We start from the raw sequence: 25,577 nt of genomic DNA, 5'->3' as shown, positions 1-25,577 counted from the left end.
GCTGGTCGCAGTTAGCGGCCAAGCTATGTTGAAACGGGCAGCCGTTCGGGGCTAGGAAACACCATGCAAATCTACCTGCCCATTGCCGAAGTCTCGGTTAACGCTTTCCTCCTACTGGGGCTGGGCGGGATTGTGGGCATCCTGTCGGGCATGTTCGGCGTCGGCGGCGGGTTCCTGATTACACCGCTGCTGTTTTTCGTGGGCATCCCCCCTGCCGTCGCGGTGGCCACCTCCACCAACCAGATCGTCGCCTCGTCCTTCTCGGCGCTGCTGGCGCACCTCAAACGCAAGACGGTGGATTTCCGAATGGGCTGGGTGCTGCTGGCGGGGGGCCTGATCGGCTCCGGCCTCGGCATGATCGTCTTCAACTACCTCAAATCGCTCGGCCAAGTCGACCTGCTGGTGACGCTCTGCTACGTCATCTTCCTCGGCATTATCGGCGGGCTGATGTTCTTTGAATCGCTCCGCGCCATCCGCCGCACGCGCAAGGGCGGGCGGGTTAAACGCAAGAAACACTACTGGGTCCACGGCCTGCCCCTGAAAATGCGCTTTCGCGTTTCGGGCCTCTATATCTCCGTCATCCCCCCGGTGCTCGTCGGCGCGTCCGTGGGCGTGCTTTCGGCGATCATGGGCGTGGGCGGCGGCTTCATCATGGTCCCGGCGATGATCTACCTGCTTGGCATGCCCACCAAAGTCGTGATCGGCACCTCGCTGTTGCAAATCATCTTTGTCACCGCCTTCACCACCATGCTGCACGCCACCACCAACCAGACCGTCGACATCGTGCTCGCCGTGCTGCTGCTGGTCGGCGGCGTGCTCGGCGCGCAGGTCGGCACCCGCATCGGCGTGCGGATGCAGGCCGAGCAACTGCGCATCCTGCTGGCGCTGCTGGTGCTGGCGGTCTGCGGCAAACTGGCGCTCGATCTGCTGCTGAAACCGGCCGAGCTTTACTCCCTCGGCCCGGTGACAGGCTGATGCGCCTTCTTTCCGCACTCACCGGCCTCTTTCTCATGGCCCTGCCCGCCAAGGCGGCAGAAGAAATCGTGCTCGGCCTCAGCCAAGCCGAGGTCTCTATCACCACCAATTTCGACGGCTCCGAAATCCTCGTCTACGGCGCTGTAAAACGTGAAACCCCGATCCCCGACGGTGCTCCGCTCGAAGTCGTCGTCACCGTCTCCGGCCCCTCAACCCCGGTCATGGTCCGGCGCAAGGAACGGCGCTTTGGCATCTGGGTGAACACCGACGCGGTGGAGGTCGACCGTGCGCCAAGCTTCTACGCCGTCGTCACCTCGGGCCCGCTGTCGGAGGTCCTCAAACGCATCGAAGACCTGCGCCACCGCATCTCGATCCCCCGCGCCATCCGCTCGGTCGGCGCACCGATGGAGATCGAAAACCCGACGAAATTCACCGAAGCCCTGATCCGCGTGCGCACCGCCTCGAACCTTTACCAAGTCATCGAAGACGGGGTGAAAGTGGACGAACAAACCCTCTTCCGCGCCGCCATCGCCCTGCCCGCGGCCTTGACCGAAGGCGCTTACGACACGCGCATCTTCCTCACCCGCGCAGGCGATGTGGTGGCACAATATGAAACGGTGATCGACGTGCGCAAAGTGGGGCTGGAGCGTTGGCTGTTCAAACTCGCCCATGAGCAAGCCTTCATCTACGGTCTGCTGTCGCTCTTCATCGCGATCACCGCAGGCTGGGGCGCCTCGGCTGTCTTTGGCTTACTGCGCCGTTAACCGCGCCCGATATAGGGCATCTGCGTCGCCATCACGGTCATGAACTGCACATTCGCGTCGAGCGGCATTTCCGCCATATGCAACACCGAGCGCGCCGCGTGGGCCACATCCATCGCCGCCATTCCGGGGTTCTGATCCTTCAACGCGGCGACCATCGGCGTCTCGGCATTGCCGATGTCGATCTGCCCGCAAGCGATATTCAAATCGCGCCCATCCAGCGACAGCGACTTCGTCAGCCCCGTCACCGCATGTTTCGTCGTCGTATAACAGACCGAGCCGGGCCGCGGCACATGGGCCGAAAGCGACCCGTTGTTGATGATCCGCCCCCCGCCCTGTGTGCGCATCGCGGCAAAGGCCAGCTGTGCGGCGATGAACATACCGTTCAGATTGACCGCCAGCACCTGCGCCCAGTCATCAAGCGCGACCTCATCAATGGGGGCCGAGGGACCAAAGACCCCGGCATTGTTGAACAGCACGTCGATATGCCCAAAGCGATTGAAGACCTCCCGCATCGCGCCCGCGTCCGTTACATCCGCCGGAAGCGCTTCGGCGTGGTCGTGCCCTGCCGCAAAGTCGTTCAGCACCTCCGCCCGCCGCGCCACCAACCCAACGCGCCAGCCCGCATCCAGAAAAATCTCTGCCGTGGCCCGCCCGATACCGGAACTCGCCCCCGTGATCAGGATTGACTTCATGCCCCCTCCTCCGTCGCTTCCAAAGTCAGTGCCGCCGCCGGAGCCGCCTTCAGATCATCCACCCTGAGCGGCCCCGAAGGCTTGCTCAGCCGGTTCCGCACCACCCAGATCAGCCGCTCCTGCGCGCGGGTGATCGCGACATAGGCAAGCCGCTTCCACAAAGGCTGCCCGGCTTCCGAGCGCCCCATCCGCGCGGCGGCATAAAGGTCCGGCGCAAAGACCTGCACATTCTCCCACTGGCTGCCCTGCGCCTTATGGATCGTCACCGCCGCCCCATGCAGGAACGTCGCCCCCATCCGAGCAGCAAAAGGAATAAACGGCTCTTCCTCATCCGGCTTTTCGATCTTCACAATCGACGCCGCGCTCACCTGCGGGTCTTCCGCGCCGATCACATGCAAGCGGCTGAACCCCGGCTTGCGCCCCTCGCCCAGATAAACCACCTGCGCGCCCTTAATCAGCCCCCGCGCCTCAAGATCGAGCCGCTTTTTGCGGTGTTTCAGCGGCAATTCAATCCCGTCGCAGATCAGCGGCTCACCTGCCAAGAGCGCATCCTCCGGCGCACCATGCACGGCGCGGAAAGCATTGATCAGCCTGATCCGCGTGGCATTGCGCCAGACCAAAACCGGGCTCCGCGCCATCAGATCGACCTCAACCCGCTGGCCCCAGACCACCCGGTCATCCCGCTTCGATGCGTCTTCGATCATCTGCTCGAAATCATGAAACTCCAACTGCGGATCGGCCAACGCATGGGCGATATCAAGGATCGGGTTGTCCGCCTCCTGCCGGTGAATCCGGTTGAGGTTCAGCACGCGTTTCTCGGGCAGTTTTTCAAACACCATCGTGCCCGACTGCCCCACAGGCGCCAACTGCGCGGGGTCGCCAAACAGGAGCAGCGTCGGGAAAATCTCTTTCAAATCCTCAAACTGTTTGTCGTCCAGCATCGAGCTTTCATCGACAAAACCAATGTCCAACGGCTCTTCCCGCCGCTTCCACCCGGTAATGAAATCACTGCCCCGCAGCCCAGCAGCCGCCAACGCCCCCGGCACCGATTTATTATTTGCAAAAAACGCCGCCGCCCGGTCCAGCGCCAGCTCGCTCAGCCCTTCGATATCCGGCTTCTCGCCATTCCCGGTCAGCCATTCCGCAATGCGCTCATACTCAGGGTGATAGACCGGCGTATAAAGAATCCGGTGGATCGTCGTCGCCGGCACCCCGCGCAGCCGCAAGACGCTGGCCGCCTTATTGGTCGGCGCCAGAATCGCCAGCGAGCGTTTCTCCCGCTTCTTGCGCGACTCATAATCGCCCGAAACGATCTCCACGCCAGCCCCCTCCAGCGCCCGGTAAAGCTCGGCCAAAAGCAGCGTCTTGCCCGACCCCGCCTTGCCCGTCACCGCCATCACCTGATCCGGCCCACCAGCGGGCGGCATCAGCAAGCTGTCGTCCAGATCAATGCCCGCCGAGCGCAGCATATCTGCCACCCGGTCATGAGCGGCGGCTTGATCTTCGGAATAGGTGAGCGCGTTTGATGTCATTCCGCGACCCTAATTGACCCCCGCGCCGGGGGCCAGATGGGCCGTGCCCGGCAACCCTCTTTTTGGCTAAAAATACTTGGAGGGGGAGCGCGAGGGGGAGGAACGCCCCCTCGCTCCGCCGCTGCCGCGCTCGGGCCGGTCAAACGACAATCAACCCACGGCTCAACGCCCGCGCGACAGCATGGGTTGTGTTCGACGCGCCAAGTTTGAACCGTGCGTTTTCGACATAGACGCGCAAGGTGTGCTCTGAAATTGCCAAACGCTCGGCCACCTGTGCCCGGCTTAGCCCCACGGCCAAAAGCGTCATGGCATCGACCTCCCGCGGCGAGAGGGCCTGCACGGCCTCTGGCGCACGGGCGGGTTCGAGCAGAAGCGCCTTTTCGTTAAAACAATGCGCGGCCCACACCAGATCACGGCGGTGGCTCATGGTAAATTCCGCCCAGAACATATCCTCACAGCTGTGATTGGCGGTAAATAGCGCAAATTGCCCATGCGGCCCGCGGATCGGGACCGAGAAACCCTGATTCCCGAGCCCAAAGGCCAGCGCATCCCGACGAAACGCCCGCGCGGCGCGGGAGGACCAATCGAGGTCTTTCCAGTCCACCGGCTGAAACCGCCGGTAGCAGCCCAGAACCACCGGATCGATGCGCAGATACCCCTGTTCCTGATAACGCTCGGCCCAGGCGAGCCCATAGGTACCGCAGCCGTATTGCGTCCCGGTCGTATCCACCCAGTGATATGCGATATGCGCAATTGCGTAATAGTCGCGCAATGCCTCGCTCGCCTGCTGCATGGCGGCAAGCCCGTCAGCCTGTTCTAACCCCTCCCAAATCCGTTCCAGATGCGGCAGTTTCCTCATGCGCCTGGCCGCTCCCCTCGCGTTGCGCAGACATCTCGGCCAAAGCGATCAGTGCCGCGTCGTCCAATTGCTCTGCCGTACGAGGCAATCGGTTCGCCGCTGCAAAGGCTCTCAAATCGGCCAATACGTCTAAAATCCATTCATCTTGCATGAAGGGTCGCCCAGTTTTGGTTAATGCATGATTAATACAACCATAGCATGTGGATGCTTTTTCAGCGATCCGCGCTTTTTGCATCCCCCGAAATAGCGGGGCGCGTATTTGCAACCTATTGATACGAAAGCAGGGCAAAGAAAAACCCCCGCAGCGTCTGCCACGGAGGTCTGATTTTAGTGCAAGTTTGTCGAACGTCAGTCGCCCGCCAGCAGCGCATCTTCCAACGTACGCAGCCCGGTGCGTGGCGCTTGGACCAGCACCGACATATTGCCCGGCTTATGCTCGTTGCGCATCATCTTCATATGCGCTTCAGGTAGGTCGGCCCAGCTAAACACCTCTGACATGCAGGGATCAAGGCGGCGCTCCATCATCAGCTTGTTGGCCGCGCTCGCCTGTTTCAGATGCGCAAAGTGGCTGCCCTGCAAACGCTTCTGATGCATCCACATATAGCGCACGTCAAACGTCAGGTTGAACCCGCTTGTGCCCGCACAGATCACCACCATGCCGCCCTTTTTGACGACGAAGGTGGAGACCGGGAAAGTCGCCTCGCCGGGGTGCTCAAAAACCATATCGACGTTCACACCCCTGCCGGTGATGTCCCAGATCGCCTTGCCGAACTTGCGCGTCTCGGTGAACCACTCCTTATACTCAGGCGTGTTCACCGTGGGCAGTTGGCCCCAGCAGTTGAAATCCTTGCGGTTCAGCACGCCCTTGGCACCGAGATCCATCACGAACTGGCGTTTGCTTTCGTCCGAGATCACGCCGATCGCATTGGCCCCTGCCGTGTTAATCAACTGGATTGCATAAGAGCCAAGACCGCCCGAAGCGCCCCAGACCAAAACGTTCTGACCGGGCTTCAGATCATGCGGCTCATGGCCGAACAGCATGCGATAGGCGGTCGCCAGTGTCAGCGTGTAGCAGGCACTTTCTTCCCATGTCAGATGCTTGGGCCGCGGCATCAGCTGCTGGCTCTGCACCCGAGTGAATTGCGAGAATGAGCCGTCCGGCGTCTCGTAACCCCAAATACGCTGGCTGGGCGAATACATCGGGTCGCCGCCGTTGCATTCCTCATCGTCGCCATCGTCTTGGTTGCAGTGGATTACCACTTCGTCGCCGACTTTCCAGCGGGTGACCTTGTCGCCCACTGCCCAGACGATGCCCGAAGCATCGGAACCGGCGATGTGATAGGGCTGGCCGTGCCCGTCAAAGGGGCTGATTGGCACGCCGCGCGCGGCCCAAACACCGTTGTAGTTGATGCCCGCCGCCATGACCAAGACCAGTACGTCCTGGCTGTCGAGTTCCGGCACATCCACGACCTCTTGCAGCATCGCGCTGTCCGGATCGCCATGACGCTCGCGGCGAATGGCCCAAGCGTACATCTGTTTCGGAACATGACCCATCGGGGGCATTTCGCCCACTTCATAGAGGTCCTTTTGCGGGGCGTCGTAGTCGGCGTGTTTCGTATCCAGTGCCATTTGGGCCTCCTGCCGGTAGCGGTCTCAACAAGGTCGGTGCCGCACTGCAGAATCGCCGCGGCTCCCCTTTGGGATATGACCCGTCGCGCAACATTGCAACCCCTGCAGGATCACTTTTGTAATTTTATGACCCAGCGGACGCAGCATTTTCCGCCGCAGGTGCAGCATTAGCAGGCGTGAAATGAGCTATTGAGTTGGCATAAAAGGCCAAAACAGCCTCCTGCCCTTCAACAATCTGCCAGCCCGCCGCGCTTTGAGAAATAACGCCACGTTTCTTCAATCGTGCCGTCGCCCGAGACACCCGTTCCGGTAATACGTCAGGCTTTGGCACGCGATTGCGCGCTGGCATCTGTTCCAGAGCCTCTGACACCTGACGCAGCAATTCCTCGTCACTCATCGGCGCCCGCTCGCGCAACATCACGCGCGCAATCAGCGGCACGACTAACACCGGCATCGCCTGCGCGATCCGCTCCATCAGCATCTCGGAGAGGTCCCCCACAGGCACATCCGCCCCGGTGCGCCGCAGGGATAGCGGATCGCCAAAGGTCACCGCCGCCGTGCCAAAGCGCGTGTCATGCCCGCGCAGCCGCCGCCACATTTTGCGCAGCACAAAGCCCACCACGACCGTGATCCGCGCGCCAAAGCGTCGGTCACCGCGCTGACCCGCCGCAATCAGTACGCGGTCTTCCAACACCCGGTCATAGTTGATCGCCACCGGCACAAAGATGATGTCGCTCTCGCCCTCGGGGTCGAACCCTTCGACCACATAAGACAACAGCCCCACCTTCGGAGGCTGCAAAGCACCCGTCAGGCTCAGCCCGCCTTCGGGATAAAACGCCTGCGTCACCCCGCCCGCCGTGGCCAGTTGTACATAGCGCGCCAGCACCTTGCGATAGAGCGCCCCGCGCGAACGACGTCGGATAAAATAGGCCCCTAGCGACCGGATCAACATGCTCAGCGGCCAGACCCGCGCCCATTCGCCCACCGCATAGCTCAGCGCCGAGGATCGCGCGACGAGATAGGTGACCAGCATGTAATCCATGTTCGAGCGGTGGTTCATCACAAAGACCACCGTCGCATCCTGCGGCAGCGCTTGGAACGTTACCTCATTACTCGCCGCCGTCTCGATCCGGTAAACCGAATTGGCCAAGAACCGCGCCAGACGGATGCCGAAACTGAAATAAGCAAAGGCCGAAAACCGCGGCACGATCTCCCGCGCGTATTCACGCGCCTTTTGGAAGGCCACATTTTCCGGCACGCCATTGCTGCGCGCGTAATTGACGATCTCCTGCGTGACCTCAGGATCATAGATCAGCCGCTGGATCATGTCGTGCCGGCGCGCGAGTTTGAAAGGTTCGATGGGCCGGGTCAGCCGCTTGTTCAACCGCTCGACCGCCCGCTCTAACCGACGCCGAAAGAACCAGCGCACGGAGGGCAGCAAGAAATGGCTCAGCGCCGTGATGGCGGCAAAAACCACGATGAGGATGAACAGCCAAAGAGGCAATTGCACGGTCTGCGTCATGACTTCACCCTTACAGCGCGGGCGGGAGAGGACAATATCTAACTGCCGCTGCGTCATCACGGCAGCCCTCCCCTGATGCCGCAATGCAGCGAATTGACAGCGGCACATTATTTCCCCTATCAACAGCGTAACGCAACTTTATTGCCAACCCGATTCAAAGAGGCCCCTGATGACCCACCCGCAGAAAGACCGCCCTTGGCTCATCCGCACCTATGCGGGCCACTCCACCGCCGCCGCCTCCAACGCGCTCTACCGCTCCAACCTTGAACGCGGGCAAACCGGGCTCTCGGTGGCCTTCGATCTGCCCACGCAGACCGGCTATGACAGCGATCATGTCCTCAGCCGCGGCGAAGTCGGCAAAGTGGGCGTGCCGGTGGGCCATCTGGGCGACATGCGCGCGCTCTTTGACGGCATCCCGCTGGAGCAGATGAACACCTCAATGACGATCAACGCGACCGCGCCTTGGCTGCTGGCGCTTTATATCGCGGTGGCCGAGGAACAAGGCGCGGATGTGTCCGCACTGCAAGGCACGGTGCAGAACGATCTGATCAAGGAATACCTCAGCCGCGGCACCTATATCTGCCCGCCTGCCCCGTCCTTGCGGATGATCGCGGATGTGGCCGAATACTGCTATACGAATGTGCCGAAATGGAACCCGATGAACGTCTGTTCCTATCACCTGCAAGAGGCTGGCGCGACGCCGGAACAGGAATTGGCATTCGCACTGGCAACCGCCACCGCCGTACTCGACGCGCTAAAACCACGCGTACCCGCCGAAGATTTCCCGAAAGTCGTGGGGCGCATTTCCTTTTTCGTCAATGCAGGCATCCGTTTCGTCACTGAAATGTGCAAAATGCGCGCCTTTGTAGACCTTTGGGACGAAATTTGCCGCGAGCGCTATGGCGTTGAGGACCCGAAATTCCGCCGTTTCCGCTATGGGGTACAGGTCAATTCGCTGGGCCTCACCGAACAGCAGCCCGAAAACAACGTCTACCGTATTCTCATCGAAATGCTTGCCGTGACCCTGTCGAAAAAGGCCCGCGCCCGCGCCGTGCAATTGCCTGCATGGAACGAAGCGCTCGGCCTGCCCCGCCCTTGGGACCAGCAATGGTCGATGCGGATGCAGCAGATCATGGCGCATGAAACCGACCTGCTGGAATTCGACGATCTTTTCGACGGCAATCCGGCAGTAGACGCTAAGGTTGAATTGCTGAAAGAAGGCGCACGTGCCGAATTGGCAAATCTCGACGATATGGGCGGGGCGATTTCCGCGATTGATTACATGAAGGGCCGTTTGGTCGAGAGCAACGCCGACCGGTTGCGCCGGATCGAAAGCGGCGAAACCGTGGTGGTTGGCGTGAACAAATGGCAACAAGGCGCGCCCTCGCCACTGATGACCGGCGCGGGCGACATCATGCAATCCGACCCCGGTGCCGAGGCTGACCAATTGGTCCGACTGGAGGAATGGCGCGCCGAACGCGACAGTGCTGCGGTCGAGAAAGCCCTCGCCGATCTGCGCGCCGCCGCAGCGGCGGGCGACAACATTATGCCAGCCTCGATCGCCGCGGCGAAAGCCGGCGTCACCACAGGCGAATGGGCCGCCCAAATGCGCGCTGTGCACGGCGAATATCGTGGCCCCACAGGGGTTTCCGCTGGCCAATCGAACAAGACCGAAGGGCTCGAAGACCTGCGCGAGGCCGTGGATGCAGTAAGCGACCGCTTGGGCCGCCGCCTCAAGTTTCTGGTCGGCAAACCGGGGCTTGACGGCCATTCCAACGGCGCCGAACAGATCGCAGTCCGCGCCCGCGACTGCGGCATGGACATCTCCTACGAAGGCATCCGCCTGACCCCCGCCGAGATTGTCGAAGCGGCGCAGAAAGATGACGCCCATGTGGTTGGCCTGTCGATCCTCTCGGGCTCTCATGTGCCGCTGGTCGAAGACCTAATGGAGCGTATGCGCGCCGCGGGGCTGGGACATTTGCCTGTGGTTGTGGGCGGAATCATTCCCGAAGCCGACGCAACACGTTTGCGTGCGGCTGGGGTGGCGCAGGTCTATACGCCAAAAGACTTCGAATTAAATACGATTATGCGCGATATTATCACCCTCGCAGATCCCGCGGCAGTGGCCGCTGAATAGGCAGAAAAAGTTTTTTCGTGCAAATCTAATTTCTACTCTATAATTCTCCAAAACAGTTCATTCTGGAAGGGACGGAATAGAGATGGAAAAAGACCTGAAATCCATGAGCCGCAAGGAACTGGAGAAACTTCTTAACGATGTTAAGAAAGCTCTCCAGGCCGCACAATCCCGCGAACGGCGTGCGGCGCGCAAGGCGGCAGAGCGTGCGGCGGCGGAATTCGGGTTCTCCCTGACCGACTTAGCCGAAGAGAAACCGGCGGCGAAAAAGCCGCGGAAGGCGCGCAAAGCGGCCAGCGGCCCGAAATCGAAACCGCAATTTGCGAACCCTGCGGACAGTACGCAGACTTGGACCGGCAAAGGCCGCCAGCCGAATTGGTTTCGCGCGCAAGTTGAAAACGGAACCGATCCGGAAACGATGCGCATTTAATCATCTCCGTGAATACGAGAATGCGGCGTCGGTGAATTGACTTTCACCGGCGCCGTTTTGTTTTCACGTCCCGACATGATCTTGCCCATAAAAGCAACGAGCGCCCCAACCTTACGTCAACCAGTCGCGCCGTCCTTCGGCCCTTGTGGTGACGCGCTCGCACAGGCAAAATGCCGCAAAATTCAGGAGACATGACATGACCGTCCATATCGGCGCAAAGCCCGGCGATATCGCCGAAACCGTATTGATGCCCGGCGATCCCTATCGTGCGAAATGGGCGGCAGAGACCTTTCTCGAAGGGGCCGAATTGGTCAACGAAGTGCGCGGCATGCTGGGGTTCACCGGCACGTGGCGCGGCAATCGGGTGACGATCCAAGGCTCGGGCATGGGCATGCCGTCGCTGTCGATCTATGCCAATGAGCTGATGACGGAATACGGCGCGCAGACCCTGATCCGCATCGGTTCCTGTGGCGGGATGCAGAGCCATGTGGGCATCCGCGACGTCATCATCGCCATGACAGCCAGCACCATCACCTCGCCGTCTTCGGGCATTTTCCGCGAGATGAATTACGCGCCCTGCGCCGACTGGGGGCTTTTGCGCGCTGCCGTGACGGCGGCTGAGAAACTTGAGGCCAAGACCCACGTGGGCGGGATTTATTCATCCGACGTCTTCTATGCTGAACGCCCCGATCTGGACGAACAGATGGTGCGGCACGGTATCTTGGGCGTCGAGATGGAAGCGGCAGAGCTCTACACGCTGGCGGCGCGTCACAAGCGCAGAGCATTGGCTGTGTTGACGGTGAGCGATCATTTACAGACCGGCGAGGCGCTGCCGTCTGAGGACCGTGAGAAGAGCTTTGGCGATATGGTAGAGATTGCGCTGGAAGCGGCTTTTGCGTGACGCCTGCGCCTGTTGAGAGGGCGGACGGTATTTGAAAAAGGATGAAGGGGGGCGGTGAGGGTCGCGCCCCTTTTTGCCGTTTGGGGCCGTTAGAGACGGGGCGTGTCTAGGCCTTTGAGGCAGCGGTCTGGGGGGCCTTCGCTGCGGTAGGCTTCGGCGCCGCAGGCGACGCAGTGGTATTTGCGCAGGCTTCCCTTGTCGCCAGTGCGGTCCTCGCGCCAGCGGCAGTCGCGGGTGGGCGCGTTGCGGCGCGCAAAGATCAGCACGATCACAAAGACGATGACAAGGATGATGGGCAGGATCATGGGGAAAACCAAAGGCCCGGCGCTTGGCCGGGCCTTTTTGTCAGACGGTGTTGATCAGACGGTCCGTTCGACCATCAGTTTTTTGATATTGGCGATCGCCTCTGCGGGGTTCAGACCCTTGGGGCAGGTCTTGGCGCAGTTCATGATCGTGTGGCAGCGGTAGAGCTTGAAGGGGTCTTCGAGGTCGTCCAGACGCTCGCCTGTCGCCTCATCCCGGCTGTCGATGATCCAACGGTAGGCGTGCAGGAGTGCTGCTGGCCCGAGGTAGCGGTCGCCGTTCCACCAGTAGCTGGGGCAGGATGTCGAGCAGCAGGCGCACATGATGCATTCATAAAGCCCGTCGAGCTTGGCGCGGTCGTCGATCGACTGTTTCCACTCTTTGCGCGGCTGCGGCGTCTCGGTTTCCAGCCAGGGCTGGATCGAGGCATGCTGGGCGTAGAAGTGGGTCAGATCGGGGATCAGGTCCTTGACCACCGGCATATGCGGCAGCGGGTAGATTTTGACCACGCCGTTGATCTCTTCCATGCCATAGGTGCAGGCCAGCGTGTTGATCCCGTCGATGTTCATCGCGCAAGAGCCGCAGATGCCTTCGCGGCAGGAACGGCGGAAGGTCAGCGTCGGGTCGATCTCGTTTTTGATCTTGATCAGCGCGTCGAGGATCATCGGGCCACAATCGTCCATATCGACGAAATAGGTATCCAGCGCCGGGTTTTTCCCGTCGTCGGGGTTCCAGCGGTAGATGTGGAACTCGCGCAGGTTGGTGGCGCCCTCGGGCTTGGGCCATGTCTTGCCGCTGGTCATGCGGGAGTTTTTGGGAAGCGTCAGTTGAACCATTTTGCGTCTCCTAAAGCGTCATGCCAGCTGCGGGCGCGGCGGCCAGCAGGCAGGTGCGGGTCTCGGGGCGCGACAGGATCGTGCGCACGGTGCCCGTTGTGGTTTCCTCCACGCCGACGACGGCGGCGCGGGCCAGTTCGCGCAGTTCCAGCGCGTCGGCATTGTCGATGATGCAGTCGGTGAAGGGGGTGATCAGCCCTTTCGGCACCTGCGGAAAGCGGGTGGCCAAGATTTCGGTCACCACGCCTTTGGAGCCTTGGCGGGCGGTGTCATCCACCACCTGCTGCACTTCGACACAGGCCGTGAGCGCCGTGAGGCTGGCTGCGATAAGGACGGTGCGCAGCATCAATACACCCGTGCCTTGGGGGCGATCTTCTTCATGTCGATCCCGCCTTCGGATTCTTCTGTCAGCGGGTCGAGATGCACGGCGCGGTAGGTGAGTTTTGCGTCATTGCCGTCAAACCATGCCAGCGAGTGCTTGCGCCATTCGTCGTCGTTGCGGTCCGGGTAGTCCTCATGCGCATGCGCGCCTCGGCTTTCCTTACGCGCGGCGGCGGCGGTGATCGTGGCGGTGGCGTTGGGCATGAGGTTGGTCAGCTCCAGCGTCTCCATCAGGTCCGAGTTCCACACGAGGCTGCGGTCGGTGACATGCAGATCGTCAAGCTTGCCCGCCACCTCGATCATCTTCTCGCGGCCCTCTTCCAGTGTCTTGTCGGTGCGGAAGACAGCGGCGTCCGCCTGCATGGTCTTTTGCATCTCAAGGCGCAGTTCCGAGGTCGGCGTGCCGCCCTTGGCGTGGCGCAGCCCGTCGAAACGGTCGAAGGCTTTCGCGACGGAGGCCGGGTTTGCCGTTGGCACGGCGGTCTCGGGGTCAACAATCTTAGCAGCCCGGATTGCGGCGGCGCGGCCAAAGACCACGAGGTCAATGAGCGAGTTGGAGCCGAGGCGGTTCGCGCCGTGCACGGAGGCACAGCCCGCCTCGCCCACGGCCATCAGGCCGGGTGCAATGGCGTCGGGGTTGTCGGCGGTCGGGTTCAGCACTTCGCCCCAGTAGTTCGTGGGGATGCCGCCCATGTTGTAGTGCACCGTCGGCAGCACCGGGATCGGCTCTTTCGTCAGGTCCACCCCGGCAAAGATGCGTGCGGATTCCGAGATGCCCGGCAGGCGCAGGTCCAGCGTTTCGGGCGGCAGGTGGTTCAGGTGCAGGTGGATGTGGTCTTTGTTTTCGCCCACACCGCGGCCTTCGCGGATTTCCATCGTCATGCAGCGCGAAACAACGTCGCGCGATGCGAGGTCTTTATAGGTCGGCGCGTAGCGTTCCATAAAACGCTCGCCTTCGGAGTTGGTGAGGTACCCGCCCTCGCCGCGTGCGCCTTCGGTAATGAGGCAGCCCGCGCCGTAGATGCCGGTGGGGTGGAATTGGACAAACTCCATGTCTTGCAGCGGCAGACCCGCGCGGGCCGCCATGCCGCCACCGTCACCGGTGCAGGTATGGGCCGAAGTGGCCGAGAAGTACGCGCGGCCATAGCCGCCAGTCGCGAGCACAACCATTTTCGCGCTGAACAGGTGCATGGTGCCGTCATCGAGCTTCCAGCACAGCACGCCTTGGCAGACGCCATCGTCGGACATGATCAGGTCGATGGCGAAGTATTCGATGAAGAACTCGGCCTTTTGCTTGAGCGACTGGCCATAAAGCGTGTGCAGGATCGCGTGGCCGGTCCGGTCGGCGGCGGCACAGGTGCGCTGCACGGGGGGGCCTTCGCCAAATTCGGTGGTGTGGCCGCCAAAGGGACGCTGGTAGATTTTGCCCTCTTCGGTGCGCGAAAACGGCACGCCGTAGTGCTCAAGCTCATACACCGCCTTGGGCGCTTCGCGGGCGAGGTATTCCATCGCATCCGTGTCGCCAAGCCAGTCAGAGCCTTTGACCGTGTCATACATATGCCACTGCCAGTTGTCGGGGCCCATGTTCGACAGCGAAGCCGCAATGCCGCCCTGTGCCGCTACAGTGTGCGAGCGGGTTGGGAAAACCTTGGAGATACAGGCTGTGCGCAGCCCCTGTTCCGCCATGCCCAAAGTCGCGCGCAGGCCAGCACCGCCTGCCCCCACCACGACAACGTCATATTCGTGGGTTTCATATTCATATGCTGCCATTTAATCGGTCTCCCGTTTGGGCGTATTTGTTACAGGGCGAGCTTGGCAATGGCGAAGACGCCAATCGCTGCTGCGCCGTAGCTGATGATGGTCATCACGATGATGGCGACTTTGTTGGCAAGGCCGTGGACATAGTCCTCGATCAGCACCTGCACGCCGTCGTTGAAGTGCTTAAAGCCCACGATCAGCGTCAGCGCCGCCACGATGGCCGGGAACGGCCGCGCGTAATAGGCGAGAATTTCTTCATAGGTGCCACCAAGGGCGCTGCCGAAGGTGAAAACGAAAAGCGGGATCAGCACCAAAAGCGCCAGCGAGGAGACTTTCATCGCCCAGAAATGCCCGGTGCCGGTTTTGGCCGAGCCGAGGCCGAGGGCGCGTTTGCGGTCTGTCATATAAGCCATGGTGTCGCTCCTCAGATGATGATGATGGTCAGGACGGTCAGCACGACCGAACCGATCAGCGCGGCCATACCCAGCTTCTCAGCCATGGGCACGTCGAGCATACGGCCCGTGTCCCAGATCAGGTGCCGGACGCCGGCCAGCGTGTGATACCACAGACCCAAGAGCGACAGCGTCAGCACCAGATCGCCGAACCAGCTGGTCAACACCCCGTTCACGGTGTCGAAATACTCAGCCGAAGTGGCCGCCGCGAGGAACCACCAGACGATCAACAGCGCGGTGATCAGCATCGCGTTGCCGGTGATCCGCGTGAGGATCGAGGTCATGGAGGTCAATTGCGGGCGGTAGATCGTCAAATGCGGAGAAAGCGGGCGGTTGCCCCGGTTCACATCGGCCATAGCGCGGTCCTTTGTCCTGTGCTTTGCATCTTGATAGCGGTTTTTACAGGACTGTCACGGGGGCGCGGCATGAATCTGCGCGCTACGGGGGGTCATTTTGCATAAAAATGACGGTCCCTCGCCGATGATCTGATATTTGTGATCACACGCTCATAGGCTGTGATCACAAGAGGCTAGAAGCGCCCCAAAGCAAAAGCGCGCCCCGAAGGACGCGCTTTCGATCTCGTTCTATGCCGCTCTTACGCAAGCGAGTCGTCGATGCCTTTGCAAGCCTCGACCAGACCTTTGACCGCGTTCACGGAGTTGTCGAACATCGCCTGCTCGTCTTTGTTCATCGAAATCTCGACAACGCGCTCGATACCGCCAGCACCGATCACCGTGGGGACGCCCACATAGAAACCGTCGAGACCGTAAGCGCCTTCAACATAGGCCGCACAGGGCAGCACGCGTTTTTGGTCTTTCAGATAGCTCTCGGCCATCTCGATCGCGGAGGTCGCAGGCGCATAGAAGGCCGATCCGGTCTTCAGCAGGCCAACGATCTCGGCGCCGCCATCACGGGTGCGCTGCACGATCGCGTCGAGCTTGTCTTGCGTGGTCCAGCCCATCTTGACCAGATCCGGCAGCGGGATGCCTGCAACGGTGGAGTAGCGCACCAGCGGTACCATCGTGTCGCCATGGCCGCCCAGCACGAATGCGGTGACGTCTTTCATGGACACGTTGAACTCGGACGCGAGGAAATGGCGGAAGCGGGCGGAATCGAGCACACCTGCCATGCCGCAGACTTTTTCATGCGGCAGACCGGAGAATTCACGCAGCGCCCAAACCATCGCATCAAGCGGGTTGGTGATGCAGATCACGAAAGCGTCGGGGGCGTGTTTGGCAATGCCTTCGCCCACGGATTTCATGACCTTAAGGTTGATGCCCAGCAGGTCATCGCGGCTCATGCCCGGCTTGCGCGCCACGCCAGCGGTCACGATGCAAACGTCTGCACCTGCGATGTCCGCATAGTCTTGGGTGCCGGACATTGTCGCGTCGAACTTGCCCGAGGGGCCAGAAGACGCGATGTCGAGCGCTTTGCCCTCAGGTGTGCCCTCGGCAATGTCGAACAGGACAACGTCGCCCAGTTCCTTCAGTGCTGCGAGATGGGCGAGAGTGCCGCCGATTTGCCCCGCGCCAATAAGCGCGATCTTGGGTCTGGCCATGGTCATGTCTCCGACAGAGGTTTCATTTGCGCCGGAGATACCGAAATGCGCAGCCCCGTGCAAGTTGTGCGAGAGGCCTTGGCATAAGCCCCCACGTCTAAACGAAAAAGGCCGCCCCGAGGGGCGACCAATTCCTTACCTAAAGAGCTAAATCTTACTGCTCTTCGTACTCAGGCTGCGATTCCAGACGCTCTTCGGTGCTGTCGATGTAGATACGCACATCGTCACCTTCGACGTTCTTCAGAACCTGCAGTTCATCAAAAGTCACGGCCACTGGCTTTTCGCCCAGACCAAGGAAACCACCAACGTTGATCACAACACGGTCAATCTTGCCGTTGTCGCCAATCAGCAGCGTGTCGATCTCGCCCACGGTCTCGTCGTTGGCGCCATATACTGGCGAACCTTCGAGGTCTTCAGCCGACATCTGACCGATTGTTTCGGCATTGGCCGTTTCATAGCCTTCACGCTCAACTTCAGGGCGCGGCAGCAGTTCACGGTCAACAGTCTCGTCACCGGTGATCACAGTAGTGTTGGCGTCGTCGCCTTCCACTGCGGCTTCGGTGTTGGCTTCGGCTTCTTCAGCCATCTGCTCAGCTTCTTGTTCCATTTCCTTGGATTCGGCCTCTACTTCGTTGGCCATTTCCTCGGTTTCGGCTTCAGCTTCCTGAGCCATTTCTTCGGTCTCAGTTTCTACTTCTTCCGCCATTTCCTCGGTTTCGGCTTCTGCGTTCTCGGCTACGTTCTCAGCGTCAGAACCACCGGTGGTAACGACAGTCACGTTGTCGTTGTCAGCTTCGGCCTTCTTTTCAGCGTCCATATCCATTTCACGCTCGAATTCCGGAGACTGCTCCAGCATTTCCTTCGAGGTGTTCACAACGAGGAAGCGGTCACCGTCTTCGTCGGACAGGATGCGGATCTTATCCATGGAAATGGACACGTCACGCTCGCCCATACCAAGGAAACCGCCGATGCCGAGGATCACGGCAGTTACTTTGCCGTCTTTGGTGACGATGATGTCATTGATCTCGCCAATGTCGTCCCATTCTTTTTCTGCACCCTCTGCAACAGTTGCTTCGTTCTCAACTTCTGCTTCGGAGTTGTAGATGCGCATGCCGATCAGATCAGATGCGAGGAAGTCGGTTTCCTCAACCGCGACGTTCCCGAAACCTTCGGAATGTGCGTCAGCAAAGGCTGCGCCCGTCATGGTCAACACGATCGCTGTGGTGCTCAGAAAACGTTTCATTATAAATACTCCTTCCAGATGGCGAGCGTCTTGCGCTCTTCTGGAACCACAACCCCGATCCCCCCTTCCGGTTCCGTCTAGCCTGCAAAAAGACTGCGAATTCTGGTGAATACGCCGATCTTAGGTGCCGATGCGCGGATACCTGCAAGAAACGGGCATAATGTCTTACCCGAGCCAGGTGAGATGTTGCAGCAAACGGCGAAACGCCTCAACCTCGCGCCATGTTGTATGTGCTGGCATTTCCAAAGTTTGAAACAACGTTCACATCGTCCCTCGCGCAATTCCGCGCGAAGCATGAGCCCGAACGCGCTCAACTTGTACGCCCCCACATCACGTTGGTGTTCGGCCTGCCTGGATTGGACGCAAAAGCCTTCGCGGACTTTTGCCAAGATACACTCTCTGTTGCGAAACCAGTTCCGCTCGATTTCGACCGTTTCACCATCGAATACGATCCGTTCGAAGAAAAGCATAAACTACTGCTGCAATGCGGACGCGGTCATGACGAGATCGTTTCGCTACACCAGCGCATCTACTCTGGACCACACTGCCAGCAGTTTGACCATGGCCAGCCCTATCGCCCGCATATGACCATCGCGACAAATCGTGATCGAGCTTCTATCGCCCAACTTGATCCCTCAGTGATAGGCGAACTGCCAATTCGGGGCATACTCGACATTATAGAATTGGTTTCGCTGACTGGCGGGGAACTGAAAACGCTGAAGAGCTTTCCGCTCAGCCTTTAATCCCCCAAGACCACAAAAAAGGGCGCCCCCATGGCCGCCCTTCTCCCGTTAAAAACTAACTTATTTTAAGCGTCGCTGCCCTTGGCCGGCAGCGCTTCCGCCAATTCCTCAAACCCCTGCCCCGATGCGACAAGACAGGTGATACCATTCGTACCGGTCACCGTGATCGTCCAACTGCCCGTCTCGTCAGAGGCGAAAATCTCGACCACAGCATTATTGCCGCCCAACCCCATGGACTGGCGCGTCTCGCCATAGCCGTCCGCAAGCCGTGTCACCACAGCCTCGCGCGGGCCACAATTGCGCGGGTTGGCACCGGCGGCTTCGGTTTTGGCGGCGATCATCAGAGCAGCCGCAGCAGTGAGCATGGTAAGGTGAATGATCTTGGTTGTGCGTGTCATAGCGTTTGCCTTCATTTCGAAAGACGTGGCCCTCTGATCCGCTCCAGCGGGGTTTCCCCGATCAGACCCGGGGCCGCCCCGGTTGAGATGACTGTATCCGGGCTGAGCAAGACGCCGCGCCGGATTTGATGGGGGTAGAGTGCTGCCGAAGCGCTGAAATATTGGTTAACCGCCCGCACGGATGCCTGTTGCATTTGACCTTTGCTGCGTCGCAGCACGTTTGGGCTTGAAGTTATCGCTCAAAAATGCCCCTCTGCGCGCAACAATGTTATCCATCCGAGGAGCCTCTCATGTCTGCCACCACACGCCCGCTGCGGTCCGTTCTTTATATCCCCGCCTCCAAACCCCGCGCGCTCGACAAAGCCCGCGGGCTGGCCTGTGACGCAATCATCTTTGACCTCGAAGACGCCGTCTCTCCCGATGAGAAGGTCGCCGCCCGCGACACTCTGGCCGAAGCGCTCAATACAGGCGGCTACGGCGCCCGAATGCGGGTGGTGCGGATCAACGGGCTCGACACCGAATGGGGCACTGAGGACGCCCGCGCAGCTGCCGCCATGAAGCCCGACGCGATCTTGCTGCCCAAAGTCGGCTCCCCGGCCGACCTCGAAGCGCTGACCGAGATCGTCGGAGACATCCCCCTCTGGGCGATGATGGAAACCCCCGGTGCGATGCTCAACGCCGCCGCCATCGCCGGGCACCGCCAGTTGCAGGCCATGGTCATGGGCACCAACGATCTCGCCAAAGACCTGCAAACCCGCTTCCGCCCCGACCGCCTGCCGCTCATCACCGGCCTCGGCCTCTGCCTACTGGCCGCCAAAGCGCATGGCGTGGCGATCATCGACGGTGTCTATAACGCCTTCAAGGATGACGAGGGGCTAAAGGCCGAATGCGACCAAGGCCGCGACATGGGCTTTGACGGCAAGACCCTGATCCACCCGGCGCAACTCGACATCGCCAACGCCGCCTTCACCCCGTCTGACGACGAAGCCGCCCTCGCCCGCCGCCAGATCGACGCCTATGAAGAAGCCCAAGCCGCAGGCCAGGGTGTCGCCGTGGTCGACGGCAAGATCGTGGAAAATCTCCATGTTGCCACTGCCCGCGAAACACTGGCAAAACTGGAGGCAATCGCAGCCATGACCCCGGAGTCCTCCTCATGACCATCCTCGTCCTCGGCCTGATCCTCTGGATCGGCGCCCATCTCTTCAAACGCCTGATGCCTGCCCAACGCGCCCAAATGGGCAACGCGGGCCGTGGCGCGGTGGCAGCGGCGCTGGTCGTGGCGCTGGCCCTGATCATCTGGGGCTACCGCACGGCCGAGTTCATCCCGGTCTGGAACCCGCCCAGCTTCTTCACCCACATCAACAACCTGCTGATGTTGCTGGCCTTCTGGGTCTTCGGCTCAAGCGCTGCCAAAGGGGCAAAAGCATGGCCCGCCAACAAGACCCGCCACCCGCAACTGCTCGCGGTCAAGATCTGGGCCACCGCGCATCTGCTGGTCAACGGCGACCTCGCCGCGATTCTGCTTTTCGGCACGATGCTGGGCTGGGCGGTCAGCGAAGTCATCCTAATCAACCGCGCCGAGCCGGGCTGGACACCCCCGCCCCCCGCAGGCCGCGCCACCTATATCCGCCTGATCGTGATCTCCGCGATCTTCTTCGCGCCCACCGCCGCCATCCACATGTGGCTGGGCGTCAGCCCCTTCCCCAATTGACCCGGAGCCTGCCATGAAAGTCTACCGTTTCCTGTCCGAAGAGGACACTTCCGCCTTTTGCCACAAGGTCACCGAGGCTTTGAACAAAGGCTGGGAACTCTACGGCACCCCGACCCAGACATGGGACCACAAGGCCGGCGTTATGCGCTGCGGCCAAGCCGTGGTGAAAGACGCGCCCGGCACCTATTCGCCCGACATCAAACTTGGCGCGCAATGATGAGCAAGACAAACAAAGGCCGCTTTTTCGAAGACTACCGCCTCGGCGACAAGCTGCAACACGCCGTCCCGCGCACCGTCGGCGCGGGCGAGCGTGCCCTCTACCACGCGCTCTACCCCGCCCGCCACGCGCTCTATTCCTCGGACAGTTTCGCCCAGTCCTGCGGGCTCAGCGCCAGCCCGCTCGACGATCTGATCGCCTTTCACATCGTCTTTGGCAAAACCGTGCCGGATGTCTCGCTCAACGCGGTCGCCAACCTCGGCTATGCCCAAGGCCGCTGGCTTTCCCCCGTCTGGCCCGGCGACACGTTGCGGGCCGAAAGCGAGGTCATCGGCCTCAAGCAGAACTCCAACGGCAAGACCGGCGTGGTCTGGGTCCGCACCACCGGGCTCAATCAGCATGACACGCCGGTGCTGGACTATGTCCGCTGGGTCATGGTCCGCAAAGGCGACGTGGATGCCCCCGCGCCCGAGACCACCGTGCCCGATCTGCCCGCCGCCCTCACCGTCGACCAGTTGCAGATTCCGCAGGGTTTGGATTTCACCAACTACGACTTCACCCTCGCCGGGGAGATGCACCGCTGGGACGACTACGAGGTGGGCGAAAAGATCGACCATGTCGACGGCGTCACCGTGGAAGAAGCCGAGCATATGATGGCCACCCGCCTGTGGCAGAACACGGCCAAAGTGCATTTCGACACTTCCGCCCGCCCCGACGGCACGCGGCTGATCTATGGCGGGCACGTGATCTCCATGGCCCGCGCGCTTTCGTTCAACGGGCTGGCCAACGCGCAGATGATCGCGGGCCTCAATGGCGGCGCCCATGCCAACCCCTGCCTTGCGGGCGATACCATCCGCGCATGGTCCGAAGTGCTGGACAAAGCCGAGACCGCCGCCCCCGGTGTCGGCGCGATCCGACTGCGGCTGGTGGCGACCAAAGGCGGCGCACCATTTGAGTTGCGTGACGACGCCGGAAAGTACCGCCCCGAGGTTTTGCTTGACCTCGATTACTGGGCGCTTATGCCGCGTTGACGGCAAGGCCCGGCGACCCTGCCGGGCCTGGCAATTCCCCGCATTTAAGCAAAATTCAGCCGATTCGGACGGGTTCTGTTAATTTGTGATCACACGCTTTCGACGTGTGATCACAAAAGCTATTTTTAGCTGGCCAAACCCGACTTTCTCCGAAAAAACCCTTACAGGAACGAGAGTGAACCCCATACTACGGGGCAACTGGAACAGAAACGGGACCGTTTTTCATGAACATCCACGAATATCAGGCGAAAGCCCTCCTGCGCAGCTATGGCGCCCCTGTCTCCGACGGCCGCGTCGTGCTCAAGGCTGAAAATGCCAAGAACGCGGCGGGCGAGTTGGACGGCCCTCTTTGGGTTGTCAAAGCACAGATCCACGCAGGTGGCCGCGGCAAGGGCAGCTTCAAAGAGGCCGGAGCTGGCGAAAAAGGCGGCGTGCGCCTGACCAAATCCGTGGAAGAAGCGGCTGAAGAAGCCAAAAAGATGCTGGGCAAGACGCTGGTCACACACCAGACCGGCCCCGCGGGCAAACAGGTCAACCGCGTCTACATCGAAGACGGCTCCGACATTGAGCGCGAATTGTACCTCGCCCTGCTGGTCGACCGCCAGACCAGCCGCATCTCCTTTGTCTGCTCCACCGAAGGCGGCATGGACATCGAAGAAGTCGCCGACGCGACACCTGAGAAAATCCTCAGCTTCTCCGTCGATCCGGCGACAGGCTACCAGCCCTACCATGGCCGCCGAGTCGCATTCTCGCTGGGTCTCGAAGGCGCAGCAGTCAAGCAGTGCGTCAAGCTGATGGGTCAACTCTATCAAGCCTTCATCGAGAAGGACATGGAGATGCTGGAGATCAACCCGCTGATCGTCATGCCCGGCAACGACCTCAAGGTACTCGACGCGAAAGTCAGCTTCGACGGCAACGCTATGTACCGCCAGGCCGATGTGGCCGAGCTGCGTGACGAGACCGAGGAAGACTCCAAGGAACTCGAAGCCTCCAAATACGACCTGAACTACATCGCGCTGGACGGTGAGATCGGCTGCATGGTCAATGGCGCGGGTCTGGCGATGGCCACCATGGACATCATCAAACTCTACGGTGCCGAGCCTGCCAACTTCCTCGACGTGGGCGGCGGCGCGACCAAAGAGAAGGTTACCGAAGCGTTCAAGATCATCACCTCGGACGACAACGTCAAAGGTATCCTGGTCAACATCTTCGGCGGCATCATGCGCTGTGACGTCATCGCCGAAGGCGTTGTCGCCGCGGTGAAGGAAGTCGGTCTGAAAGTGCCGCTGGTTGTGCGCCTCGAAGGCACCAACGTCGAAGAAGGCAAAGCGATCATCAACAACTCCGGTCTGGACGTGATTGCTGCTGATGACCTGAAAGACGGCGCGCAGAAGATCGTGAAAGCGGTCAAGGGCTGAGCAACATACGCTCCCGCTGGGGTCACCCTCAGCCGGGAGCGTCTGTCATCCCGAGCATGGGACGCTAGGTGAACGGTAGCAATGGGCTACGGATCGAAACGACGCAGTGAGGCCGACATGGACAACTCTCCAAAATCCTCCCCGGTGCTGGCAGGAATCGCGCTTTTGGGCGCGGGCCTGTTGATCCGGCAGTGGCAGCCCGCTGCCCTGCGTCTGCCCGAACCGGAAAACCACAGCCGCCGCGACCGGGGCTTGCACCGCGCTGCCCGCAAATCGCGGGACGGGCTGGCCGGGCTGCTGCCCTCGAACCTGACCGGTTCGGTGGCGCGCAGCCTGATGGTCATGGGGGCCGGGCTCATCACTGTCCGGCTGCTCGACCTTCTGGTCGACGATAGTGAGCAGCTTTACTGATGGTCTGCCTGTCGCCCACCCGCCTCCGCGCTGCGGCGCGCCCTGCCTCACCGCCACTTATTCACCGGGCCTAGCATGCCCGACACCCCCGGGCCTGTCTCGGGATCAAACATTACCGACCAAGGAAAAAATCATGGCCGTACTTGTTAACGAAAACACCAAAGTCATCTGTCAGGGCCTCACCGGCTCGCAGGGGACGTTCCACACCGAACAGGCCATCGCCTATGGCACCAAGATGGTTGGCGGCGTGACGCCCGGCAAAGGGGGCCAAACGCACCTCGACCTGCCGGTCTTCAACTCCGTGCACGAAGCCAAGCACGTGACCGAGGCCAATGCCTCCGTGATCTACGTGCCGCCCCCCTTCGCGGCTGACTCGATCCTTGAAGCGATCGACGCCGAGATGGAACTGATCGTCTGCATCACCGAAGGCATCCCGGTTCTCGACATGGCCCGCGTTGCCCGTGCCCTCGAAGGCTCCAAGTCGCGCCTCATCGGCCCGAACTGCCCCGGTGTCATCACGCCTGACGCCTGCAAAATCGGCATTATGCCGGGCCACATCCACCGCCGCGGTTCCGTCGGCGTTGTGTCGCGCTCGGGCACGCTGACCTATGAGGCGGTCAAGCAGACCACCGACATGGGCCTCGGCCAGTCCTCCGCCGTCGGCATCGGTGGCGACCCGATCAAAGGCACTGAGCACATTGACGTTTTGGAAATGTTCCTCGCCGATGACGAGACCCAATCGATCATTATGATCGGTGAAATCGGCGGCTCCGCCGAAGAGGAAGCGGCACAGTTCCTCGCCGACGAAAAGAAAAAAGGCCGCTGGAAGCCCACCGCTGGCTTCATCGCCGGTCGCACGGCCCCTCCCGGCCGCCGCATGGGCCACGCAGGCGCAATTGTCGCCGGTGGCAAAGGCGACGCGGAGAGCAAGATCGAAGCGATGAAAGCCGCCGGGATCGTTGTAGCCGACAGCCCTGCGACACTGGGCGAAGCGGTCAAAGAAGCGATCGACAAGGGCTAAGCCCCTTAGAGCTGGCCCCGCGCCCGCCCCTTTGAAAACCACCGCGGAGGGCTACCCTCCGCGGTACAGCATTAAGAAACCACCCGGCGGCGCCGACAGCGAAGGAAGGCACGATGGATTTTCAAACTGCGATCAAGACCTGCCTGACCGAGAAATACGCCCGCTTTCAGGGCCGCGCCTCGCGGTCCGAATATTGGTGGTTCTTTCTGGCCGTGATCATCGGCGGTCTCGTGACCTCGCTGATCTGGTGGCCGCTCAACCTTCTCTTCACCCTCGCCGTGATCGTGCCGATGCTGGCCGTCGGTGCGCGGCGTCTGCAAGACACCGGGCGTCCGGGCTGGTACATCGCCATTCCCGCCGGTCTCAGCCTGCTGATGAGCCTCTTTGCGCCCAGCATGCCCGATCCTGACGCCATGATGATGGGCAGCGACCCCGCCGCCCAGATGGAGAACATGGACGCGATGATGGGCAATATGGGCGGCATGGCGTTTTTTGCCATTCTGGGCCTCATCCAACTCATCGTTTCGCTGGTCTTCCTCTGGTGGCTGACCCGCCCGTCCGACCCCGCACCCAATGCCTATGGCCCCCCGCCTGCCGCCTGACTATAGACCGATTCTGATTCTGACCCCGTCCCGTCTGCCCCGCCGAACAAAGGTGA

28 protein-coding genes are annotated in these 25,577 nt (G+C 61.1%); 14 read left to right on the top strand and 14 right to left on the bottom strand.

All coding sequences use genetic code 11. The features are described from left to right. Nucleotides 1-63 precede the first annotated feature (63 nt). The gene (locus BLS57_RS13875) at nucleotides 64-975 is read left to right on the top strand and encodes a sulfite exporter TauE/SafE family protein (protein WP_093743317.1); all 912 of its coding nucleotides are present in this window, start codon (nucleotides 64-66) and stop codon (nucleotides 973-975) included. Next, nucleotides 975-1,739, top strand: coding sequence for a TIGR02186 family protein (locus BLS57_RS13870; protein ID WP_093743316.1), 765 nt, complete (start codon nucleotides 975-977; stop codon nucleotides 1,737-1,739). The genes BLS57_RS13875 and BLS57_RS13870 overlap by 1 nt, the downstream gene beginning before the upstream one ends. Here the strand turns inward: BLS57_RS13870 and BLS57_RS13865 are convergent. The 5 genes from BLS57_RS13865 to BLS57_RS13845 form a co-directional block, all read right to left on the bottom strand. Beyond that, the gene (locus BLS57_RS13865; RefSeq protein ID WP_093743315.1) at nucleotides 1,736-2,431 is read right to left on the bottom strand and encodes an SDR family oxidoreductase; all 696 of its coding nucleotides are present in this window, start codon (nucleotides 2,429-2,431) and stop codon (nucleotides 1,736-1,738) included. The genes BLS57_RS13870 and BLS57_RS13865 overlap by 4 nt on opposite strands. Beyond that, a complete protein-coding gene (locus tag BLS57_RS13860; protein WP_093743314.1) occupies nucleotides 2,428-3,963 on the bottom strand; it encodes an ATP-dependent DNA helicase in 1,536 nt (511 codons plus the stop codon). Before BLS57_RS13860 ends, BLS57_RS13865 begins: the two co-directional genes overlap by 4 nt. A 139-nt stretch (nucleotides 3,964-4,102) precedes the next feature. Then, the gene (locus tag BLS57_RS13855) at nucleotides 4,103-4,822 is read right to left on the bottom strand and encodes a helix-turn-helix transcriptional regulator (RefSeq protein WP_093743313.1); all 720 of its coding nucleotides are present in this window, start codon (nucleotides 4,820-4,822) and stop codon (nucleotides 4,103-4,105) included. A gap of 348 nt (nucleotides 4,823-5,170) precedes the next feature. Further along, nucleotides 5,171-6,451, bottom strand: a complete 1,281-nt coding sequence (gene ccrA / locus BLS57_RS13850) for a crotonyl-CoA carboxylase/reductase (RefSeq protein ID WP_093743312.1) — start codon at nucleotides 6,449-6,451, stop codon at nucleotides 5,171-5,173. 124 nt (nucleotides 6,452-6,575) lie between these two features. Further along, nucleotides 6,576-7,973, bottom strand: coding sequence for a 1-acyl-sn-glycerol-3-phosphate acyltransferase (locus BLS57_RS13845; protein ID WP_093743311.1), 1,398 nt, complete (start codon nucleotides 7,971-7,973; stop codon nucleotides 6,576-6,578). 169 nt (nucleotides 7,974-8,142) lie between these two features. Between BLS57_RS13845 and BLS57_RS13840 the strand changes: the two genes are divergently transcribed. The 3 genes from BLS57_RS13840 (at nucleotide 8,143) to deoD (ending at nucleotide 11,438) form a co-directional block, all read left to right on the top strand. Beyond that, nucleotides 8,143-10,110, top strand: coding sequence for a protein meaA (locus BLS57_RS13840; RefSeq protein WP_093743310.1), 1,968 nt, complete (start codon nucleotides 8,143-8,145; stop codon nucleotides 10,108-10,110). 82 nt (nucleotides 10,111-10,192) lie between these two features. Further along, nucleotides 10,193-10,537, top strand: coding sequence for an H-NS histone family protein (locus BLS57_RS13835; protein WP_093743309.1), 345 nt, complete (start codon nucleotides 10,193-10,195; stop codon nucleotides 10,535-10,537). A 196-nt stretch (nucleotides 10,538-10,733) separates the two neighbouring features. Beyond that, nucleotides 10,734-11,438 (top strand): purine-nucleoside phosphorylase, encoded by a 705-nt coding sequence (gene deoD, locus BLS57_RS13830; protein WP_093743308.1) that lies wholly within the window; start codon nucleotides 10,734-10,736, stop codon nucleotides 11,436-11,438. Between the two features lie 89 nt (nucleotides 11,439-11,527). Here deoD and BLS57_RS13825 read toward each other — a convergent pair whose 3' ends face one another. From BLS57_RS13825 to BLS57_RS13790, 8 genes are all read right to left on the bottom strand, one after another. Further along, nucleotides 11,528-11,743 (bottom strand): hypothetical protein, encoded by a 216-nt coding sequence (locus BLS57_RS13825; RefSeq protein ID WP_093743307.1) that lies wholly within the window; start codon nucleotides 11,741-11,743, stop codon nucleotides 11,528-11,530. Between the two features lie 54 nt (nucleotides 11,744-11,797). Next, nucleotides 11,798-12,577, bottom strand: coding sequence for a succinate dehydrogenase iron-sulfur subunit (locus BLS57_RS13820; RefSeq protein WP_093743306.1), 780 nt, complete (start codon nucleotides 12,575-12,577; stop codon nucleotides 11,798-11,800). 10 nt (nucleotides 12,578-12,587) lie between these two features. Then, nucleotides 12,588-12,923: a hypothetical protein gene (locus tag BLS57_RS13815; protein ID WP_093743305.1), complete on the bottom strand. Its 336-nt coding sequence runs from the start codon at nucleotides 12,921-12,923 to the stop codon at nucleotides 12,588-12,590. Beyond that, nucleotides 12,923-14,728 (bottom strand): succinate dehydrogenase flavoprotein subunit, encoded by a 1,806-nt coding sequence (gene sdhA / locus BLS57_RS13810; protein ID WP_093743304.1) that lies wholly within the window; start codon nucleotides 14,726-14,728, stop codon nucleotides 12,923-12,925. Before sdhA ends, BLS57_RS13815 begins: the two co-directional genes overlap by 1 nt. Nucleotides 14,729-14,757: 29 nt before the next feature. Then, complete coding sequence (gene sdhD / locus BLS57_RS13805) at nucleotides 14,758-15,129, bottom strand: succinate dehydrogenase, hydrophobic membrane anchor protein (protein ID WP_093743303.1); 372 nt, start codon at nucleotides 15,127-15,129, stop codon at nucleotides 14,758-14,760. Nucleotides 15,130-15,140: 11 nt separating this feature from the next. Further along, nucleotides 15,141-15,524: a succinate dehydrogenase, cytochrome b556 subunit gene (gene sdhC / locus BLS57_RS13800; protein WP_093743302.1), complete on the bottom strand. Its 384-nt coding sequence runs from the start codon at nucleotides 15,522-15,524 to the stop codon at nucleotides 15,141-15,143. Nucleotides 15,525-15,763: 239 nt separating this feature from the next. Beyond that, entirely contained in the window at nucleotides 15,764-16,726 is a 963-nt protein-coding gene (gene mdh, locus BLS57_RS13795) for a malate dehydrogenase (RefSeq protein WP_093743395.1), read from the bottom strand. A 154-nt stretch (nucleotides 16,727-16,880) separates the two neighbouring features. Beyond that, the gene (locus tag BLS57_RS13790) at nucleotides 16,881-17,969 is read right to left on the bottom strand and encodes a PRC-barrel domain-containing protein (protein ID WP_093743301.1); all 1,089 of its coding nucleotides are present in this window, start codon (nucleotides 17,967-17,969) and stop codon (nucleotides 16,881-16,883) included. A gap of 221 nt (nucleotides 17,970-18,190) precedes the next feature. On the opposite strand from BLS57_RS13790, the gene BLS57_RS13785 reads away from it, so the two are divergent. Continuing rightward, nucleotides 18,191-18,712, top strand: a complete 522-nt coding sequence (locus BLS57_RS13785) for a 2'-5' RNA ligase family protein (RefSeq protein WP_093743300.1) — start codon at nucleotides 18,191-18,193, stop codon at nucleotides 18,710-18,712. A gap of 65 nt (nucleotides 18,713-18,777) precedes the next feature. On the opposite strand, the gene BLS57_RS13780 is transcribed toward BLS57_RS13785, so the two are convergent. Continuing rightward, a complete protein-coding gene (locus BLS57_RS13780) occupies nucleotides 18,778-19,110 on the bottom strand; it encodes a hypothetical protein (RefSeq protein WP_093743299.1) in 333 nt (110 codons plus the stop codon). A 290-nt stretch (nucleotides 19,111-19,400) separates the two neighbouring features. On the opposite strand from BLS57_RS13780, the gene BLS57_RS13775 reads away from it, so the two are divergent. From BLS57_RS13775 to BLS57_RS13740, 8 genes are all read left to right on the top strand, one after another. Then, nucleotides 19,401-20,267, top strand: a complete 867-nt coding sequence (locus tag BLS57_RS13775; protein ID WP_093743298.1) for an HpcH/HpaI aldolase/citrate lyase family protein — start codon at nucleotides 19,401-19,403, stop codon at nucleotides 20,265-20,267. After that, nucleotides 20,264-20,821 (top strand): NnrU family protein, encoded by a 558-nt coding sequence (locus BLS57_RS13770; protein WP_093743297.1) that lies wholly within the window; start codon nucleotides 20,264-20,266, stop codon nucleotides 20,819-20,821. The genes BLS57_RS13775 and BLS57_RS13770 overlap by 4 nt, the downstream gene beginning before the upstream one ends. Nucleotides 20,822-20,834: 13 nt before the next feature. Further along, nucleotides 20,835-21,038 carry a DUF1737 domain-containing protein gene (locus BLS57_RS13765; RefSeq protein ID WP_093743296.1) on the top strand — a complete coding sequence of 68 codons (204 nt, stop codon included), beginning with the start codon at nucleotides 20,835-20,837 and terminating at the stop codon, nucleotides 21,036-21,038. Then, entirely contained in the window at nucleotides 21,038-22,069 is a 1,032-nt protein-coding gene (locus BLS57_RS13760; protein WP_093743394.1) for a MaoC family dehydratase, read from the top strand. The genes BLS57_RS13765 and BLS57_RS13760 overlap by 1 nt, the downstream gene beginning before the upstream one ends. A gap of 224 nt (nucleotides 22,070-22,293) precedes the next feature. Beyond that, nucleotides 22,294-23,487, top strand: a complete 1,194-nt coding sequence (gene sucC / locus BLS57_RS13755; protein WP_093743295.1) for an ADP-forming succinate--CoA ligase subunit beta — start codon at nucleotides 22,294-22,296, stop codon at nucleotides 23,485-23,487. 117 nt (nucleotides 23,488-23,604) lie between these two features. After that, on the top strand, nucleotides 23,605-23,898 hold the full coding sequence (locus BLS57_RS13750) for a hypothetical protein (RefSeq protein WP_093743294.1): 294 nt from the start codon (nucleotides 23,605-23,607) through the stop codon (nucleotides 23,896-23,898). 133 nt (nucleotides 23,899-24,031) lie between these two features. Continuing rightward, complete coding sequence (gene sucD / locus BLS57_RS13745) at nucleotides 24,032-24,919, top strand: succinate--CoA ligase subunit alpha (RefSeq protein WP_093743293.1); 888 nt, start codon at nucleotides 24,032-24,034, stop codon at nucleotides 24,917-24,919. A gap of 113 nt (nucleotides 24,920-25,032) precedes the next feature. Continuing rightward, entirely contained in the window at nucleotides 25,033-25,521 is a 489-nt protein-coding gene (locus BLS57_RS13740; RefSeq protein ID WP_093743292.1) for a DUF805 domain-containing protein, read from the top strand. Nucleotides 25,522-25,577: the final 56 nt, after the last annotated feature.

The organism is Sulfitobacter delicatus (genome assembly GCF_900102535.1).
In the GTDB taxonomy this organism is placed as follows: domain Bacteria; phylum Pseudomonadota; class Alphaproteobacteria; order Rhodobacterales; family Rhodobacteraceae; genus Sulfitobacter; species Sulfitobacter delicatus.
This window is presented reverse-complemented; position numbering and strand designations above follow the sequence as displayed.